This window comes from Ruegeria sp. H8 (assembly GCF_056532905.1).
The window spans coordinates 661,731-678,377 of record NZ_JBQFNY010000001.1 but is presented as its reverse complement, the minus strand read 5'-3'; the positions used below and the strand labels follow the sequence as shown (position 1 = coordinate 678,377).

The 16,647-nt window shown below is 57.0% G+C and carries 17 protein-coding genes; 3 read left to right on the top strand and 14 right to left on the bottom strand.

Annotated features, from left to right (window positions below; translation table 11 throughout):
- Positions 1 to 37: 37 nt before the first annotated feature.
- Positions 38 to 907, top strand: coding sequence for an acyl-CoA thioesterase (locus ACR0A2_RS03310; protein ID WP_171204759.1), 870 nt, complete (start codon positions 38 to 40; stop codon positions 905 to 907).
- Here ACR0A2_RS03310 and ACR0A2_RS03305 read toward each other — a convergent pair.
- The 11 genes from ACR0A2_RS03305 to ACR0A2_RS03255 form a co-directional block, all read right to left on the bottom strand.
- Positions 904 to 1,671: an SDR family oxidoreductase gene (locus ACR0A2_RS03305; protein ID WP_480834046.1), complete on the bottom strand. Its 768-nt coding sequence runs from the start codon at positions 1,669 to 1,671 to the stop codon at positions 904 to 906. The genes ACR0A2_RS03310 and ACR0A2_RS03305 overlap by 4 nt on opposite strands.
- Positions 1,672 to 1,859: 188 nt before the next feature.
- The gene (gene phoB, locus ACR0A2_RS03300; RefSeq protein WP_152457978.1) at positions 1,860 to 2,549 is read right to left on the bottom strand and encodes a phosphate regulon transcriptional regulator PhoB; all 690 of its coding nucleotides are present in this window, start codon (positions 2,547 to 2,549) and stop codon (positions 1,860 to 1,862) included.
- A 12-nt stretch (positions 2,550 to 2,561) separates the two neighbouring features.
- Complete coding sequence (gene phoU / locus ACR0A2_RS03295) at positions 2,562 to 3,263, bottom strand: phosphate signaling complex protein PhoU (protein WP_480834045.1); 702 nt, start codon at positions 3,261 to 3,263, stop codon at positions 2,562 to 2,564.
- 16 nt (positions 3,264 to 3,279) lie between these two features.
- A complete protein-coding gene (gene pstB / locus ACR0A2_RS03290; RefSeq protein ID WP_480834043.1) occupies positions 3,280 to 4,077 on the bottom strand; it encodes a phosphate ABC transporter ATP-binding protein PstB in 798 nt (265 codons plus the stop codon).
- A gap of 12 nt (positions 4,078 to 4,089) precedes the next feature.
- Entirely contained in the window at positions 4,090 to 5,421 is a 1,332-nt protein-coding gene (pstA, locus tag ACR0A2_RS03285; RefSeq protein WP_152457981.1) for a phosphate ABC transporter permease PstA, read from the bottom strand.
- Entirely contained in the window at positions 5,418 to 6,890 is a 1,473-nt protein-coding gene (gene pstC / locus ACR0A2_RS03280; protein WP_480618449.1) for a phosphate ABC transporter permease subunit PstC, read from the bottom strand. The genes pstA and pstC overlap by 4 nt, the downstream gene beginning before the upstream one ends.
- Positions 6,891 to 6,982: 92 nt before the next feature.
- Entirely contained in the window at positions 6,983 to 8,023 is a 1,041-nt protein-coding gene (locus ACR0A2_RS03275) for a substrate-binding domain-containing protein (protein ID WP_480834042.1), read from the bottom strand.
- Between the two features lie 194 nt (positions 8,024 to 8,217).
- Positions 8,218 to 9,258 (bottom strand): sensor histidine kinase, encoded by a 1,041-nt coding sequence (locus ACR0A2_RS03270; protein WP_480834041.1) that lies wholly within the window; start codon positions 9,256 to 9,258, stop codon positions 8,218 to 8,220.
- A gap of 27 nt (positions 9,259 to 9,285) precedes the next feature.
- Complete coding sequence (locus tag ACR0A2_RS03265) at positions 9,286 to 9,810, bottom strand: gamma carbonic anhydrase family protein (protein ID WP_480834040.1); 525 nt, start codon at positions 9,808 to 9,810, stop codon at positions 9,286 to 9,288.
- On the bottom strand, positions 9,807 to 10,448 hold the full coding sequence (gmk, locus tag ACR0A2_RS03260; RefSeq protein WP_152457986.1) for a guanylate kinase: 642 nt from the start codon (positions 10,446 to 10,448) through the stop codon (positions 9,807 to 9,809). Before gmk ends, ACR0A2_RS03265 begins: the two co-directional genes overlap by 4 nt.
- 17 nt (positions 10,449 to 10,465) lie before the next feature.
- On the bottom strand, positions 10,466 to 11,356 hold the full coding sequence (locus ACR0A2_RS03255; protein ID WP_480834465.1) for a YicC/YloC family endoribonuclease: 891 nt from the start codon (positions 11,354 to 11,356) through the stop codon (positions 10,466 to 10,468).
- Positions 11,357 to 11,601: 245 nt separating this feature from the next.
- On the opposite strand from ACR0A2_RS03255, the gene ACR0A2_RS03250 reads away from it, so the two are divergent.
- A complete protein-coding gene (locus ACR0A2_RS03250) occupies positions 11,602 to 12,276 on the top strand; it encodes a PAS domain-containing protein (protein WP_480834039.1) in 675 nt (224 codons plus the stop codon).
- Positions 12,277 to 12,345: 69 nt separating this feature from the next.
- Here ACR0A2_RS03250 and ACR0A2_RS03245 read toward each other — a convergent pair whose 3' ends face one another.
- Complete coding sequence (locus ACR0A2_RS03245) at positions 12,346 to 13,716, bottom strand: class II 3-deoxy-7-phosphoheptulonate synthase (protein WP_152457989.1); 1,371 nt, start codon at positions 13,714 to 13,716, stop codon at positions 12,346 to 12,348.
- A 169-nt stretch (positions 13,717 to 13,885) separates the two neighbouring features.
- Between ACR0A2_RS03245 and ACR0A2_RS03240 the strand changes: the two genes are divergently transcribed.
- On the top strand, positions 13,886 to 14,890 hold the full coding sequence (locus tag ACR0A2_RS03240) for a GlxA family transcriptional regulator (protein ID WP_171168156.1): 1,005 nt from the start codon (positions 13,886 to 13,888) through the stop codon (positions 14,888 to 14,890).
- A gap of 9 nt (positions 14,891 to 14,899) precedes the next feature.
- On the opposite strand, the gene ACR0A2_RS03235 is transcribed toward ACR0A2_RS03240, so the two are convergent.
- Complete coding sequence (locus ACR0A2_RS03235) at positions 14,900 to 15,427, bottom strand: GNAT family N-acetyltransferase (RefSeq protein WP_480834038.1); 528 nt, start codon at positions 15,425 to 15,427, stop codon at positions 14,900 to 14,902.
- 96 nt (positions 15,428 to 15,523) lie between these two features.
- Entirely contained in the window at positions 15,524 to 16,621 is a 1,098-nt protein-coding gene (locus ACR0A2_RS03230) for a PQQ-dependent sugar dehydrogenase (RefSeq protein WP_480445137.1), read from the bottom strand.
- Between the last annotated feature and the right edge of the window lie 26 nt (positions 16,622 to 16,647).

Genomic DNA, 16,647 nt, shown 5'->3' with positions numbered 1-16,647 from the left:
ATACCCGGGTTTCGATCAATTAGCCCATGAGCAGACAATGACCGAAGCGGAACGCATCTTACTGGACCTTCTGGATATCGAACGGCTTGAAGTCGATCTTTTCCGCGGCACAGGATCGGGTGGAGAAACACCAACCCGAATTTTCGGCGGTCAGGTCATTGCGCAGGCCTTGGCCGCGGCATACAGAACCGTGGAAGACCGGTTGTGCCATTCCCTGCACGCCTATTTCATCCGACCCGGGGATCCAGATAAACCTGTTATTTATCAGGTGGATAGGGCGCGTGACGGTGGGTCGTTCACAACCCGTCGCGTTGTTGCCATTCAAAATGGCAAGCAGATCCTGAATATGTCAGCTTCCTTTCACGTTCAGGATGAAGGTTGGGATCATCAGCATCCGATGCCAACCGTGAATCCTCCGCAGACATACCCATCGCGTTCCGAGCTTCGACACGCATATGTCGATCGCGTGCCAGAAGGTTTTCGCGGTGAGCTTTTGCGTGAACGCCCGATCGAAGTCCGCGAGGTGGACCATCTGGATCCGTTCAACCCCGAAGTGTCCGACGACCGCAACAAAACCTGGTTTCGCATGGCGGCTGCCGCGTCTGCGGACGCAAAAACTCAACATCTGCTTTTGGCCTATGCGTCTGATATGAACCTGATGTCGTCAGGTTTGCGACCGCACGGGCTGAGTTGGTTTTCCGGAGAGTTCAACGGCGCCAGTCTGGACCATGCTTTGTGGTTTCATGCACCCGTGAAATTTCAGAACTGGCATCTGTATGTGATGGATTCTCCGTGGACGGGGCAGGGACGCAGCTTCAATCGCGGATCGATCTATTCAGAAGACGGAACCCTGGTCGCGTCGGTGGCTCAGGAAGGTCTTATGAGGAAGGTTCAGAGAAAACGTTAGGTATCTGGCGTAAAATGTTGATTCAACTTTCGCATCCCGCCCAGCCAGCGATCGTAGTCAGCCGCTTTGAGTTGCAGATAATCCAAAACCTGCGGATGCGGAAGAACCAGAAATCGTTCTTCCCGGATGGCTTGTACGCAGGTTTCAGCAACGTCTTCGGGCTCCAGCATTCCGTCGATCGATGCTACTGAAACCTCATGTCCTTCAGTCATTTTTGACCGAACCGCCTGAGGACAAAGAATCGAAACCCGCAGACCTTTGGCGCCATATGTCAGCGACAGCCACTCGGCAAATCCGACCGCCGCGTGTTTCGTGACACCGTATGGCGCTGCACCCGGTTGGTTCAGCAAACCCGCCGCAGAGGCCGTCGTCAGAATATATCCGCCGCCGCGACCGATCATGCGAGGCACCAAATGGCGCGCGGTCCACACGTGCGACATCACGTTGATTTTCCAAATTTTTTCCCATTGATCATCGGGAACGTCCAGACCGCCAAGCGTCAGGATGCCAGCATTTGCGCAAAACAGATCAATTGGGCCAACAGTATCTTCGGTGAAATCAATCAACGCCTTGATCTGTTCCTCATCCGAGACGTCACATGTGAACGCAACGCCCCCAGTTTGGGTCGCGATGTCACGGGCTCCGGCCTCGTCAATATCCGAACAGATGACGCGCGCACCTTCCTGAGCAAAACGTTCCGCCAGACCCCGGCCAATGCCATCTGCTGCACCGGTCACGATAACAGTTTTATCTCTGAGCTCCATGGCGCATTCCAAATCAAGTTTTGCGTGTTCCGGGCAGAGTGTTCACTTTGCGGCCAAGTTACAAGTGACCTTAATTTACCATAATACAGATTATACGAATACAGATTACCGCCACGGGGGCGCCAGCCACAAATACGAGTTCTGCAAAAAAAATCAAACGATTTTGGCGTCATGTACGCAGGATGTGGTTACCCCAAGGCGTATCCAGCGCCGCGGACGGTTCGCACTGGATCGGTCCCGCCATATTGCGTCAGAGCTTTGCGCAAACGCCCGATATGAACATCGACGGTTCGGGTATCAACATAGATGTCGCGACCCCAAACCCGGTCCAGCAATTGCTCGCGGCTCCAGACCCTGCCCGGCTTTTCCATGAATGTGCTGAGAAGCCGGAACTCGGTCGGCCCAAGTTTCAACGGTTTGTTGTCCCGACTGACCTTGTGCGTCTCGGAGTCAAGAATGATGTCATCGAATTCCAGGCGCAAACCAACGGTCGAAGGACGGACGCGGCGCAATTGCGTGCGAACGCGCGCCATCAGTTCGACCACGGAATATGGCTTGACCACGTAATCATCCGCGCCGGTCTCAAGACCGCGGACTTTGTCGACTTCCTCGGTCCGGGCCGACAACATGATAATCGGGATTGAACGCGTGTCCGGGCGGCTTTTCAAGCGTCGGCAGACTTCGATACCGCTTAGATTGGGCATCATCCAGTCCAGAACAATGATGTCCGGACAGTCTTCGTCTACCAACAGCATGGCTTCTTCGCCGTTGCCGGCCTTGGAAACCCGAAACCCTTCAGCTTCCAGGTTGTAGGCCAAAACCTCACGCTGGGCCATTTCATCCTCTACAACCAGAACGGTAGGTTGATCTGCGGACATCTCACTCGTCTCCTACACGGTTTGCGACGTGGTGTCAGCCTTGGGCCGGGCTTCGGACGGGCGGTCGCCGGTGACCAGATACACGACCTGTTCGGCGATCGAGGTTACGTGATCGCCCATGCGTTCGATGTTCTTGGCGATGAAATGCAGGTGCATGCAGGCCGAGATATTGCGTGGGTCTTCGGCCATGAACGTCAGAAACTCTCGAAACAGGCCGTTATACATCTGGTCAACCTCTTCATCACGGTTGATGACGTCTGTGGCCAGTTCCGCATCGCGCTGAATATAGGCATCCAGCGCATCACGCAGCATCCGCTCGACCTCGCGTGCCATACGGCGCAGGGCCGCAGCGCTGCCGGAGATCTCGCTGGCATTGACCAGAACCGTAGTTCGTTTGGCGATATTCTTGGCATAGTCGCCAATGCGCTCAAGGTTGCCGGATACCTTGAGAACCGACAGGATCAGCCGCAAGTCACCGGCGGTGGGTGCACGCAACGCAATCAACCTGGCCGTTTCTTCGTTGATCAGTTCTTCAAGCGCGTCGATGGCTTTGTCGCCTTTTCGCACCTCTTGCGCCAACTCTTCATCGCGCGTTTCCAGCGAGCGGGCCGCGCCTATGATGGCGGCCTCGACCAGTCCGCCCATCTTCATGATATGCGCTTGGATCGCCTCGAGGTCACGATCAAAAGCAGTTGCAATATGTTGTTCGCTCATTGTCAGATACCTGTGCTTAGCCGATACGGCCTGTAATGTAGCTTTCCGTGCGCGGATCTATCGGATTGGTAAAGATCTGGCCGGTTTCACCGAATTCAACCAGATTACCCAAGTGGAAGAAGGCCGTTTTCTGACTGACCCGTGCCGCCTGCTGCATCGAGTGGGTGACGATCACAACAGAAAACCGCGACCTCAGTTCATCGATCAACTCTTCGACCTGTGCGGTCGCAATCGGATCAAGAGCCGAACACGGCTCGTCCATCAACAGAACTTCGGGTTCGGTGGCGACGGCCCGGGCGATGCACAAACGCTGCTGCTGGCCGCCGGAAAGGCCGGTGCCCGGTGCATCCAGACGATCCTTGACCTCATCCCAGATCGCGCCGCGGCGCAGGGATTTTTCCACGATTTCATCCAGTTCCGCCTTGTTGCGGGCCATGCCGTGAATGCGCGGGCCATAGGCCACGTTGTCATAGATCGATTTCGGGAACGGGTTGGGTTTTTGAAACACCATTCCGACCTTGGCGCGCAACTGGACCGGATCGACACGCTTGTCATAGATGTCTTCACCATCCAGCAGGATGTCGCCTTCGACGCGGCAGATATCGATGGTGTCATTCATTCGGTTCAGGCAGCGCAGGAAGGTGGACTTGCCACAACCAGATGGCCCGATGAAGGCCGTGACAGTCTTTTCTTCGATCTCAACGCTCACGTCCTTGATGGCATGCGTTTCACCGTAGAAAACCTGTACGTTCTTGGCGTTGATCTTGATGTCTTTGGAGTCCACGGTTCTCTCCACTCGTGTCATGTCGTTCATTCCAGCCCCCATTTACCAGCGACGTTCAAAGCGGCGGCGCAAGATGATTGCGATGATATTCATGGTCAGCAGGAACATCAAAAGTATGATGATCCCACCCCACGCCTTCTCGTAAAAGCCAACGTCAGCACGTGCGGCCCATGTATAGATCTGGGCGGGCATGGCTGAATTCGGCTCGGTAAAGCCTGCAAGAAAGCCGTCGGGATATCCGCGTGCGACAAACCCCACCATGCCGATCAGCAAAAGAGGTGCGGTTTCACCCAAGGCTTGCGCCAGACCGATGATGGTACCTGTCAGAATGCCCGGCGCAGCCAGCGGCAACACGTGGTGAAACACCGCCTGCATTTTCGACGCCCCTACCCCAAGCGCCGCGTCGCGTATCGACGGAGGCACGGCCTTCAAGGACGCGCGGGTCGAGATGATGATCGTCGGAAGCGTCATCAGGGTCAGAACCAGACCGCCGACCAGCGGTGCCGATTGCGGCAAGTGCATGAACTGAATGAAAACGGCCAGGCCCAGAATACCGAAGACGATGGACGGAACCGCGGCCAGGTTCGAAATGTTCACTTCGATCAGGTCAGTCAACTTGTTTTGCGGCGCAAACTCCTCGAGATAGATCGAAGCTGCAACGCCAATCGGCAGAGACAGACACAGAACGACCAGCATCATGAAGAAGGATCCCACAACCGAGACACCGATGCCTGCGCCGCCGGGGTTGTCCACGCCTGCGTCCGCGCCGGTGATGAAGGGCCAGTTGAATGCCTGCTTGATGATGCCAGCCTGTTCCAGCGCATCGACCAGATCCAGATCACTTTTTTGCAGAAACCGGCTGTCCTGTATCGTGTCGCGGGATACGCGACCTTTGAAATACCCGTCCACCCGGCTGGATGCTGCCAGATCGAATTGGACCGGCTCACCCAGCTTGTCGGGGTTTTCGGTGTAAAAGGTCCGGATCGTGCCGCCGACTTTACCCAAAAGACGCTCGATCGCGGCCTCATCAAAATCAACGCTGATTCCGCGTTCAGCAAGTTCACTGTTCAACTGGGCGACGAACAGGTTGGAATAGACTTTTGTCTTGAACAGGGCCCCTTCGGCCTCGTCCCGCTGCGGTTCGGTCAGTGTGAATTCAATGCTGACGACCGTGCGTTGGAAGGCCGGAATCCCCTGCGACAGGATCGAAGCGAACAGAACAACCAAAAAGAACAGACCGGTTGCGATTGCGGCGATGCCATAAGCACGGAACCGTTTCTCGGCTTTGGCACGTTTCTTCGTGCGTTCATCCGAAGCCGTGAGCGAGATCGTATGGCGACCGGATTGGGGGCTTTGCATACTGGTGTCGGTCATTCGTACTGCTCCCGGTATTTGCGCACGATATACAGGGCACACACGTTGAGCCCCAAGGTTAGAATGAAAAGGGTCATGCCAAGCGCGAAGGCGACCAGCGCCTCGGGCGAGGCAAAGTCGGCGTCCCCCGTCAACTGGCTGACGATCTTGGCTGTCACAGTTGTCATGGCTTCGAACGGGTTCAGGCTGAGGCGGGCCGCGGCCCCTGCCCCGAGAACCACGATCATGGTCTCGCCGATGGCGCGCGATGCCGCCAGAAGAATCGCGCCGACGATACCGGGCAACGCGGCGGGCAGAACGACTTGACGGATGGTTTCGGATTGCGTGGCGCCAAGACCGTAGGAACCGTCGCGCATGGCCTGCGGCACCGCGTTGATAATGTCGTCAGACAGTGATGAGACAAACGGGATCAACATGATCCCCATCACCAGACCCGCAGTCATGACGGCGGTGCCGGCTTTCATCCAGCCCAGGCCACTTTCACCAAAAACATCCAACAGCAGCGGGCCAACGGTCAACAAAGCGAAGAGACCGTAAACGATGGTCGGAATCCCGGCCAGCACCTCAAGCAGCGGCTTGGCGACGGACCGCAAGCGGGGCGAAGCGTATTCGCTGAGATAGATCGCGGCGAACAACCCGATTGGCACTGCAACCAGCAACGCCACGACAGAGATGTAGAGCGTCCCCCACAGCAGCGGCAAGATCCCGAGTTCGGACAACCCGCCGCGGCCCGAAAAGCTGGGCGCCCAGGTCATGCCGAAAAAGAAATCTGACGCGGGGTACAGTTTGAAGAATTCCCAGGTGTTGAACACAAGAGACAGGACAATGCCCACCGTTGTGAGGATTGCAACCGACGCGGCCGCCAGAAGCAAGACACGAACCCCCTGTTCCACAACGTTGCGCGCACGGTATTCGGCGTTGGTTTGCAACCAGCCCGCTAAGGCACCAATCAAGGCAACCGCGATAACGGCAATGGACATGATCGCATACCCGGTCGAGCTCATGGCGCGATAGCTCTGCGCAGCCCGCAGTACCGGTTGAGTGATGTCCGAGGTCACCACCTGCCCCGCGTCCTTCAAAAGCTGGGTGATCTCGCCGATATTTGCATCGGCATCACTGGCGGCGTTCTCGGTCAGGGTTCCAAGCGCAACCGCATTGTCCAGCCCGGCGGCCGTGCGGCGTACTTCGGCCATCACCAGGCTGCGAGAGGAACCTTCCTTTATCACGGAGTCCGGTATCATGTCCGACACCTGCGCATTGAGGAAGAAAGGCTGCGCCAACAGCCACACGATCAAGAGACCGAAGGCCGGAACAAGTGTCTTCAGCGCAACGTTTGCGCCGTAAAATGATGGCAGGGAATGCAGATTCCGACTGTCACCATCTGCGTTTTGCAGTGCGCGTGTGCGTCCCAACAGATAGCCGACAGCCGCGATCGCCGAAACGATCAGAAAGAGCCAAAGTATCGGCATGACACCCCCATTGCCTTCGATTGCGAGTAGTAAAAAGACAGTGAAGGGGCGACTGATCCGTCGCCCCTATTTGCATTAGAACAGTGTCAGGCTCAGCTGCCCGAACCCATGGCGACTTCGTTGGCGATCGCGTCCTGAGTTTTTGCCAGCTCAGGATCGGCGACCAGGCCATAATTGGCAAGCGGGCCCGACGGACCGGCGATTTCGTCATGGGTGAAGAACTGCGCGTATTCCTTCAGGCCCGGGATCACGCCGATATGAGCTTTCTTCACGTAGAAGAACAGCGGGCGAGAAACCGGATATTCGCCGGTCGAGATGGTTTCGGTCGACGGCGCGACACCCGACATGGTGGCAACCTTCAACTTGTCGGTGTTGTTCTCGTAGAACGCCAGACCAAACACGCCGATACCGTTGGGGTTGGTGTCGATACGCGCCAGGGTTTCGGTGTAGTCACCGTCGATATCAACCGACTTGCCATCGGTGCGAACCGCCAGACAGGCATCTTCAGCGTCGTCTTCGCTCATGCCGCCCGCGATCATGGCTTCCATGGCGCCGGTTTCTTGACAACCGATCAGCAGAACTTTTTCTTCGAACACTTCGCGGGTGCCGTGCTTGGTGCCCGGGATGAAGCTTGCGATTTCAACATCGGGCAGTTCTGGGTTGAACTCGGCCCAGGTGTTGTACGGGTTGTCAACGATCTCACCGTCTTTCAGAACTTTTGCACCCAGAGCGTTGAAAATGTCGGACGGTTCGAACGCGGTGAAGGCAGGCCCGGTCTGCTGGCTTGCGAATACGATGCCGTCATAACCGATGCGGACTTCCATGATGTCGGTCACACCGTTTTCGGCGCAGGCTTTGATCTCTTTTTCACGGATCGCGCGCGACGCGTTTGCAACGTCGATGGTGTTTTCGCCAACGCCTTCGCAGAAACGCTTCAGACCAGCCGACGAACCGCCGGATTCAACAACCGGAGTTGGAAAGTCTGTATTTTCACCGAACAGTTCGGCTACGATCGAGGCATAAGGCAGAACGGTCGACGAACCGGCGATCTGAACGTTGTCACGCGCCGCAGCAGTGGTCGCCGAGACGGCAGTGATAGCCAGCGCAGATGCCGACAGTTTTACAAAGGACATTTCAGTCTCCCTGAAAAGGTGTACTTGATCACCACCATGATGATCCTGCGGGGACCCCTATGGGGCGTGCGTAAGCCTTTTGTGACACATGCGTAACGGTTTTATGACAGCAAGGCATTTTTTTGCGTTTGACCCCTGGAACAGCCAATGCCCCGTGGGGTCAGATTAAAAGCAAACTTGCATTCCAAGTTGTTTCAACGGGGCAAAATGACCGTAAAAACAGAACCTTTTCCCAATTCGCTTTCGACACGAAGTCTTCCACGATGGCGATTGACGATGTGCTTCACGATCGCAAGGCCAAGCCCGGTTCCGCCCAGTTGCCGCGACCTGTGGCTGTCGGCGCGATAGAATCGCTCTGTCAGGCGCGGCAGGTGAACGGCATCTATGCCGGGCCCTTTGTCTATGAACTGGATTCGGACAGCCGGGCCGCGCATCGCCGGATCCCTGTCCGCCGGCAGGACACGTACCGTAACACTACCGCCACTGGCGCCATACTTGATCCCGTTCTCGATGAGATTGGTGAAAACCTGTCGCAACTGGTCGCTGTCACCGGTGACTGAAAGCGGGCCGTTTTTCACATCCAGCGACAAAACCACGCCAGCATCCTCCGCAAGGGGCCGCAGCGAGTTTATTGTGGATTGAAGTAGACCGGTAAGTTCCAGCTGTTGCTTGGGTCGAACACGTTCTTCGCTTTCGACCCGGTTCAACGACAACAGATCCCCGACCAGACGGTTCATCCGGTTGGCCTCATCGGCCATGATCTTGAGGAACCGGTCACGCGCGGCGGGATCGTCCCGTGCCGGACCGCGCAGGGTTTCGATAAACCCCATCAAGGCGGTCAACGGCGTGCGCAATTCATGGCTGACATTGGCCACGAAATCCCTCCGCATCTGACTGGCGTGCTCCAGATGGGTGGTATCCTGAAACGTGACCATGACGGCCCCTTCGGAAGCGACCCCGTTCATGTATCTGCATTCAACTGTGTATGTTGTGTCCTGCGCACCGTCATTTGACAGATGACGTGCTTTCTTTGCGCTTCTGCTTGTCAGGCTTTGCTCAATCGCGTCCAGAACCTGTGGCTGTCGCAATATGGTCGCAAAATGACGTCCAACAATGTTCTGGCCCAGAAGGGACGTTGCATCTGTGTTCGCGGCAATGATCCGTTCGGTCTGATCCACCATCAGCGCCGGCAGAGGGATCGCAAGAACAATGTCCTCAAGAACGTCTTCGGTCATGGTTCAAAACCCACTCTTTCCGTCGCGTCAAAGCGCAGGTTTCAGGGTTTCGCGGAATTTGCGCATGTTTTCCTGATAGTGCAGCGCACTGAACGTGATCCTTTGGGCTGCGGCCTCATCCAGCTGGCGCACGACCTTGCCCGGCGATCCCATGACAAGCGAATTGTCGGGGATTTCCTTGTCCTCGGTGATCAGGGCCCCTGCTCCGATCAGGCAGTTCCGACCGATCTTTGCCCCGTTCAGGACGATTGCGCCCATTCCGACCAACGTGTTTTCGCCTATGGTGCAGCCATGCAGCATCACCTTGTGCCCGATGGTGCAATTTCGACCAATCGTCAGGGGAAAGCCGGCGTCGATATGCATCACGCAGTTTTCCTGAACGTTGCTGCCCTCGCCGATCCGGATTTCTTCGTGATCCGCGCGAATCGTACAGCCGAACCAGACCGAGGCCCCCTGCTCCAGCACAACCTTGCCAATCAGATTGGCATCCGGCGCGACCCAGGTGTCCTCGTGAATGTGCGGAGCTTGCTCTCCCAAAGCATAAATGGTCATGACAGTCCCTCGAATTCTCTCTGCAACTTGCGGACGTGCTGTTGCAACCTGGGTTGCTGAATGCGACGCATCCGTTCCGCGCTGACGATGGTTTTCAGCTTTTCTTCGGTTGCCTCGAGGTCATCGTTGATCAGGACGTAGTCGTAATAGCCCCAGTGGCTGATTTCATCCCAGCTTTTGAGCATTCGACGGGCGATGACGTCATCACTGTCCTGCCCGCGTGTTTCCAGCCGGCGGCGCAGCTCGGGGATGGACGGCGGCAGAATGAAGATCGACAACGCGTGTTTGCCCAGATCCGAATTTCGGATCTGCACCTCGCCCTGCCAGTCGACGTCGAACAATACGTCCTTACCGGCATTGATCGAATTTTTGACCGGCTCGGCAGGCGAACCATAGAAGTTTCCGAATACATGGGCGTGTTCCAGCATCTGCCCATCAGCGACCTGTTGTTTGAACTCGTCCTCGGAAAGGAAGAAATACTCGCGCCCATGCTCTTCCCCGGGGCGCGGGGCGCGGGTCGTCGCCGAGATCGAGAATTCCAGATCCGTATCCCAGGCCATCAGCCGTCTGGCCAGGGTCGATTTGCCCGCTCCGGACGGAGAAGACAGGATGATTAGTAGGCCTCGGCGGTCCGCCATGTCAGTCGTTCCCATTCTTATTCCACATTCTGCACTTGCTCGCGCATCTGATCGATCACCGCTTTCAGTTCCAACCCGACCGATGTCAGGTCCGAGCTTTGCGCCTTGGAACACAGCGTGTTGGCTTCGCGATTGAACTCTTGCATCAGGAAATCCAGCTTGCGGCCCACGGCCCCGTCCTGTGCCAACAACTCACGAGCGGCCGCCACATGCGCGGTCAGGCGGTCGATTTCTTCGGTGATATCCGCCTTGACCGCGATCATCGCCAGCTCTTGCGCGACACGATCGGGATCCGCGCCCTGCGCATTCTCCAGCACCCGCGCGAGATTCTCGCGCAGCCCCTCGGTCATCTTGTCCTTGCGCTGCTCGGCAATCTCTGCGGCCTGCGCCGTCAGTTCCGCGACCTGATCCAGTTGCGTATTCAAGACCGCGGCCAAAGCTGCCCCTTCGGTTTTGCGCATATCTATGAACGCCGCCAGAAGATCTTTGAATTCGGACGTCAGATGAGCGACAAGCGGAGCCGGATCGTCGGCCTCAGTTCCTGCGTCCATCACCCCCTTGAGCGCGAAAAGATCTGACGCACGCGACGGCGCAAGCGTGATGCCGCGCGCAGCCGCCAGCGCTTCCGTCCGCTCAAGAGCCGTCAGGGCCGCAGCCATCGCGGTTTCGTTCAAGGCCAGTTCCGGGGCAGAATCCTCGCGGTTCAAGCGCATCGACAGGGTCACGTTTCCCCGGCTCAGGGATTTGGAAAGGGACGCCCGTAACGCGACTTCGAGGCCGGTCAACCAGTCGGGCACGCGCAGACGCATGTCCAGCCCCTTGCCATTTACGCTGCGAAGTTCCCACGACCAACTGTGCGGGCCGAAAGTTCCCTTCCCCGAGGCAAACCCGGTCATGGATCTGATCATGATGGCCCTTTCCTGTTCCCCTGCTGTTTCGAGCATGTGCCGCACCTAATGCCATTGACTGGTGCAGAGCAAGAGTTTGCTGACGACGCAATTGTTTGGCGCAAGTTAACCATTCGTTAAAGAATTGCTCCAAAATTGAATTAACCCGAGTCAAAATGCCCATAGCAATGGTTTGCGGGCCGCAGATGCTTCCAATGTGTTGCATTTTATGAAAAAGGCGGACAATTGACGGTAGGGTGATGAAAATGAAAACCTTTTTCGGGATAGGTTCCGGGTCAGAATTTGGAAAGATCGTCGCAATGGATCGCTTTGACAGTGGGCGCAGCCTATCGCCGATCCGCCAGGCCGAGGCGTATTGGACCGCATTGTTGAGCGGCGACAGCGTGCCCATGCGGTCTCAAATCGACCCGCGCGGTCTTGAGAATGTTCTTGAATATACGTTCATCCTGGAACGCATCGCACCCGGCCTGGCCCGATTTCGTCTGGCAGGCAGCCATCTGAACGCGCTTGCAGGGATGGAAGTGCGAGGGATGCCGTTGACCGCGTTCTTTCAACCGGATGCCCGTGCGCAAACCAAGGATGTTCTGGAACAGGTATTTGCATCCCCCGCTGTTGCCGAATTGAGTCTGACCTCGGGCGGGGTGTTGGGACGTACCCGGATGCAGGCCCGGATGATCCTTTTGCCACTGAAAAGCGACCTTGGGGATGTCAGTCGTGTTTTGGGGGTCATGATCGCCGATGGCGCAATCGGCAAGACACCGCGCCGGTTTTCACTGGCCGATACGCGGATCAAACCGGTTTCTGAAATTAAGGTGCCCGCGCCCACTCTGCGCCGTCCTGTGGAAGTTTTTGCCGAGGAACAACGCGAATTCAAACGCTCTGCCGGCCATCTTCATCTGGTGGTGTCTCGCGACGATTGAAACACGCAAGATAGCCGTGATCAGAAACAGCGGGCCGATGGCCCGCTGTTGTCAGTGTTACAGATGCGCTCAGCTTACCGCGCGTTTCGAACCGTTGCGGCGCAGGTTGGTCAACTCTTCCGCCACCAGGAACGCAAGTTCCAGCGACTGCGACGCGTTCAAGCGCGGATCGCAAGCGGTGTGGTAGCGGTCCGACAGGTCCTCTTCGGTCACGGCACGTACACCGCCGGTGCATTCGGTCACATCCAGCCCGGTCATTTCGAAATGCACGCCACCGGGGATGGTTCCCTCGGCCTGATGCACTCCGAAAAAGTCACGCACCTCGCGCAGAACAGAATCGAACGGGCGGGTTTTATAGCCCGTGGCCGATTTGATCGTGTTTCCGTGCATCGGGTCGCAGACCCAAGTGACCTTGGCACCCTCTTCCTTGACCGCCTTGATCAGACGCGGCAGATGCTCGCCCGCCTTGCCCGCACCGAAGCGCGCGATCAGGGTCAGACGCCCCTCTTCGTTGTCGGGGTTCAGCTTGGACATCAGAACTTTGAGGTCCTCGGCCGTGGTGGTCGGGCCGCATTTCAGACCGATCGGATTCAGAACCCCGCGGCAGAACTCGACATGCGCGCCGTCGGGCTGACGGGTGCGGTCGCCGATCCAGATCATGTGACCAGAGCCAGCCAGCCAGTTGCCCGAGGTGGAATCCAGACGCGTTAGTGCCTCTTCGTATTCAAGCAGCAGCCCTTCGTGGCTGGTGTAGAATTCGACGGTCGAGAATTCATGGGTTGTTTCCGCAGTGATTCCAGCGGCTTCCATGAAGTCGATGGTGTCCTGAATGCGATCGGCAACCTCGGAATATTTCTGAACGTCCTGTTCATCCGCGAAACCCAAAGTCCAGGCATGAACGCGGCTCATATCCGCGAATCCACCGGTCGAGAATGCGCGCAGCAAGTTCAATGTCGCCGCCGCTTGCGTATAGGCCTGCAACATCTTGTTGGGATTCGGAATCCTGGCTTCGGGTGTGAAGGCCAATTCGTTGATGATGTCGCCGCGGTAGCTGGGCAGTTCCACACCATCCACAACTTCGGTCGGGGCACTGCGTGGCTTGGCAAATTGTCCGGCCATACGACCGACTTTGACCACCGGCACCTTGGCGCCATAAGTCAGAACCATCGCCATTTGCAGCATCACCTTGAACGTGTCACGGATCGCATCAGCGCTGAATTGTTCAAAGCTTTCAGCGCAATCCCCGCCTTGCAGAAGGAAGGCCTCGCCGCGACCGGCGGCACCCAGATGCTGTTTGAGACGCCGCGCCTCGCCGGCAAAGACCAGCGGGGGATACTTTGAAAGCTGAGCCTCGACCTTGGCCAGCGCGGCCGCGTCGGTATAATCTGGCATCTGAACCCGGGGCTTGTTGCGCCAGTTCGATTTTTGCCATTCGGTCATAGCTTTGGTCTCCGCTGAAGTTTTCAGGTGGTCTCTATACAAAATGCAATGAAGAGTGACCATATCCCATTTGCGCCTCTTGACGACGTAAACAAGCTTTGATCATGGTGGCTGTCAAATCTGCCGCTGGATAATAAACTGACCAGCAGCGAAGCAAGGACATCTCGCCATGCAAGAGCAACGCCAAGTTGTCACGGTGGAAGACACTGCGGCCCCACCCCGGAATTTCGTGTTTGTCCTTCTGGACAAATTCTCGCTTCTGTCCTTTGCTTCGGCGCTTGACAGTCTGCGCATCGCCAACCGCATGGCGAACAGACAGCTTTACACCTGGAAGCTGATGGGAGAAGGCGGGGAAACGGTAACCTGCTCGGCCGGGACCGAGTTCAAGCTGGACAGTGATCTGGTAGAGCTACAGCGCGACGACGTCGTTTTGATCTGCGGTGGTGTGGACGTTCAGGCGGCCACCAGCAAGCGCGTGCTGAACTGGCTGCGGCGCGAAGCCCGAAGGGGATTGCGGATCGGTGGCCTCTGCACTGCGGCCTATACTCTGGCAAAGGCCGGGTTGCTGGACAACAAGAAGGCAACGATCCATTGGGAGAACTCTGACAGTTTCATCGAGGAATTCGATGAGGTCGAGCTGACCAAAGCCGTCTTTCAGATCGATGGCAGTCGCATGACGACTGCGGGCGGCACCTCGTCGATTGACCTGATGCTAAAACTGATTGCAGATGACTATGGCGAGGATCTGGCCAACGCGGTGGCGGATCAGATGATCTATTCCTCGATTCGAACCGACCAGGACACGCAGCGCCTGTCAACTCCGACCCGAATCGGTGTGCGGCATCCGAAGTTGAGCCAGGTTATCCTGATGATGGAGAAAAACATCGAAGAGCCGATCTCGCCCTCGATCCTTGCCAAGGACGTGGGTATGTCAACCCGCCAGCTGGAGCGTCTGTTCCGCCGGTATCTCAGCCGTTCCCCCAAGCGCTATTACATGGAACTGCGCCTGCACAAGGCCCGCAACCTGCTGATGCAGACCGATATGAGCGTCATCAACGTGGCGCTGGCCTGTGGGTTCGCCTCGCCCAGCCATTTCTCGAAATGCTACCGGGCGCATTACAACACCACGCCCTATCGCGAACGTGGTGCGCAAAGTGGAAGACTTTCAGTCTAAGGTTCAGCGTCAAAGCTCTTTGACGAAATAGTGCAAGTGCGGTCGGAGCATGGGCTGATCTTTGTAGGTTGTTGTCTTGATCGGAGAGTCCAGTTCCACAAACCCGAGCTTGGGATACAAAGACCGCATTTCCACATTTGGGGTGAGTGTATCTGCGATCAACCGCTTCAGCCCCATAGCTCTGGCGGCTTGTTCTCGTGCTTGAATCAATGCGCGCCCGACTCCGGTACCCCGAGCGTCTTCGGTTACAAATACACGTTTCAACTCGCCGGTAGACTGATCAAACCGTTTCATCATTCCACACCCCACGATTTTGCCACCTCGGTTTCTTGCGACGATTAGGCATCCGTTCGGAGGCATGTAGTCATCCGTGTTCGCCCAGAATTCCTCAAGTGCGCTTTGCGGTGCGGAAGGATCCAATTCGAACCCCATACCCTGCATTCTTTGAGCGATAAGAGCATAATATTGCTCCAAAATAATATTCAGCTCGGTTCTTGGCGGGATACTTGTGCTCAATTCAATGTCGAAATCACTCATTGGTATCCCCTTAACCGTGTAACCTGTTGGACAGAGTGACTGCGACGATGGAAACGCGCAAATGGAATTGTAAAGTCTGCTGGCATGCTTCGTATGTCACTGTTTGACAGACATCCTGTAAACCGCGCCCTGCCCTACTGAAATGAACCAGATCGCCCCATCCGGGGCCTGCACTATGTCACGGACCCGTTCGGTCTCGGGGCCCTTGATCTGCTCGACCTCGCGCAGCGGATCTCCAGACAGCCGCGCGATATAGTCGAATTTCAGCGAGCCCACGAAAATGTCGCCCCGCCATTCAGGAAACATATCGCCGGAATAGACCATCAACCCCGACGGCGCGATCGACGGGTCCCAGTACAGGCGCGGCTGTTCCATACCGGGCTTGCTGGTGCCCTCGCCGATCTTCTCTCCGGAATAATGCGTGCCGTACGAGATGACCGGCCAGCCGTAATTGGCGCCGGGTTTGACAAGGTTCACCTCGTCGCCGCCGCGCGCCCCGTGTTCCGACACCCACAATCGGCCGCGCGCATCCAGATCGGCCCCCTGTGGGTTGCGGTGCCCATAGGTCCAGATTTCAGGTCGGATATCTGCCTGCCCGATGAAAGGATTGTCCGACGGCACCGAGCCGTCGCGGTTGATACGGATCACGGACCCTATGGCGTTCGAGCGATCCTGCGCCTGTGGCGCATCCCCTCGATCTCCGATGGTTACAAAAAGCGTGCCGTCATTGGCTTCTACAACGCGCGAGCCGAAATGCCGCCCGCCTGATCCGCCGGGGGAAGCCTCGAAAATGACCCGCAGATTCGTCAGACGCGTGCCGTTCTTAGACAGGCGCGCGACGGTGACAGCCGTGCCTGCGCCACCCTTTTGCGGTTTTGAAAAGGTCAGAAAGACCTCGCGGCTTTGATTGAAATCGCGCGGGATCGTGATGTCCAGCAATCCGCCCTGCCCCGAAGCTGCAACCTTGGGAACGCCGGATATGGCTTTCGCCTCTCCGTCCTGAACATACAGCAGGTTTCCGTCCCGTTCGGTGACAAGAAAACTGCCGTCAGGCAGGATGCCGACGGCCCAGGGCGTATCCAGCCCGCCTGCCATTTCGGTGAGTTCAATTTTCCCGACCGAGGTCGACACCGCCTGTGCAAAGGCGCTTTGAGTGCAAAAAGTGAAGAACAGAATCGCGGCAGCTCTGCGCATGTTGACCCCTCTCCGGACAATCTTGG

Excerpts from the sequence above, each read along its gene's own strand:
- ACR0A2_RS03310 (WP_171204759.1), top strand. The coding sequence starts at position 38 with ATGACCGAAGCGGAACGCATCTTACTGGACCTTCTGGATATCGAACGG.
- ACR0A2_RS03305 (WP_480834046.1), bottom strand. The coding sequence starts at position 1,671 with ATGGAGCTCAGAGATAAAACTGTTATCGTGACCGGTGCAGCAGATGGC.
- phoB (WP_152457978.1), bottom strand. The coding sequence starts at position 2,549 with ATGTCCGCAGATCAACCTACCGTTCTGGTTGTAGAGGATGAAATGGCC.
- phoU (WP_480834045.1), bottom strand. The coding sequence starts at position 3,263 with ATGAGCGAACAACATATTGCAACTGCTTTTGATCGTGACCTCGAGGCG.
- pstB (WP_480834043.1), bottom strand. The coding sequence starts at position 4,077 with ATGAACGACATGACACGAGTGGAGAGAACCGTGGACTCCAAAGACATC.
- pstA (WP_152457981.1), bottom strand. The coding sequence starts at position 5,421 with ATGACCGACACCAGTATGCAAAGCCCCCAATCCGGTCGCCATACGATC.
- pstC (WP_480618449.1), bottom strand. The coding sequence starts at position 6,890 with ATGCCGATACTTTGGCTCTTTCTGATCGTTTCGGCGATCGCGGCTGTC.
- ACR0A2_RS03275 (WP_480834042.1), bottom strand. The coding sequence starts at position 8,023 with ATGTCCTTTGTAAAACTGTCGGCATCTGCGCTGGCTATCACTGCCGTC.
- ACR0A2_RS03270 (WP_480834041.1), bottom strand. The coding sequence starts at position 9,258 with ATGACCGAAGACGTTCTTGAGGACATTGTTCTTGCGATCCCTCTGCCG.
- ACR0A2_RS03265 (WP_480834040.1), bottom strand. The coding sequence starts at position 9,810 with ATGACCATTTATGCTTTGGGAGAGCAAGCTCCGCACATTCACGAGGAC.
- gmk (WP_152457986.1), bottom strand. The coding sequence starts at position 10,448 with ATGGCGGACCGCCGAGGCCTACTAATCATCCTGTCTTCTCCGTCCGGA.
- ACR0A2_RS03255 (WP_480834465.1), bottom strand. The coding sequence starts at position 11,356 with ATGATCAGATCCATGACCGGGTTTGCCTCGGGGAAGGGAACTTTCGGC.
- ACR0A2_RS03250 (WP_480834039.1), top strand. The coding sequence starts at position 11,602 with ATGAAAACCTTTTTCGGGATAGGTTCCGGGTCAGAATTTGGAAAGATC.
- ACR0A2_RS03245 (WP_152457989.1), bottom strand. The coding sequence starts at position 13,716 with ATGACCGAATGGCAAAAATCGAACTGGCGCAACAAGCCCCGGGTTCAG.
- ACR0A2_RS03240 (WP_171168156.1), top strand. The coding sequence starts at position 13,886 with ATGCAAGAGCAACGCCAAGTTGTCACGGTGGAAGACACTGCGGCCCCA.
- ACR0A2_RS03235 (WP_480834038.1), bottom strand. The coding sequence starts at position 15,427 with ATGAGTGATTTCGACATTGAATTGAGCACAAGTATCCCGCCAAGAACC.
- ACR0A2_RS03230 (WP_480445137.1), bottom strand. The coding sequence starts at position 16,621 with ATGCGCAGAGCTGCCGCGATTCTGTTCTTCACTTTTTGCACTCAAAGC.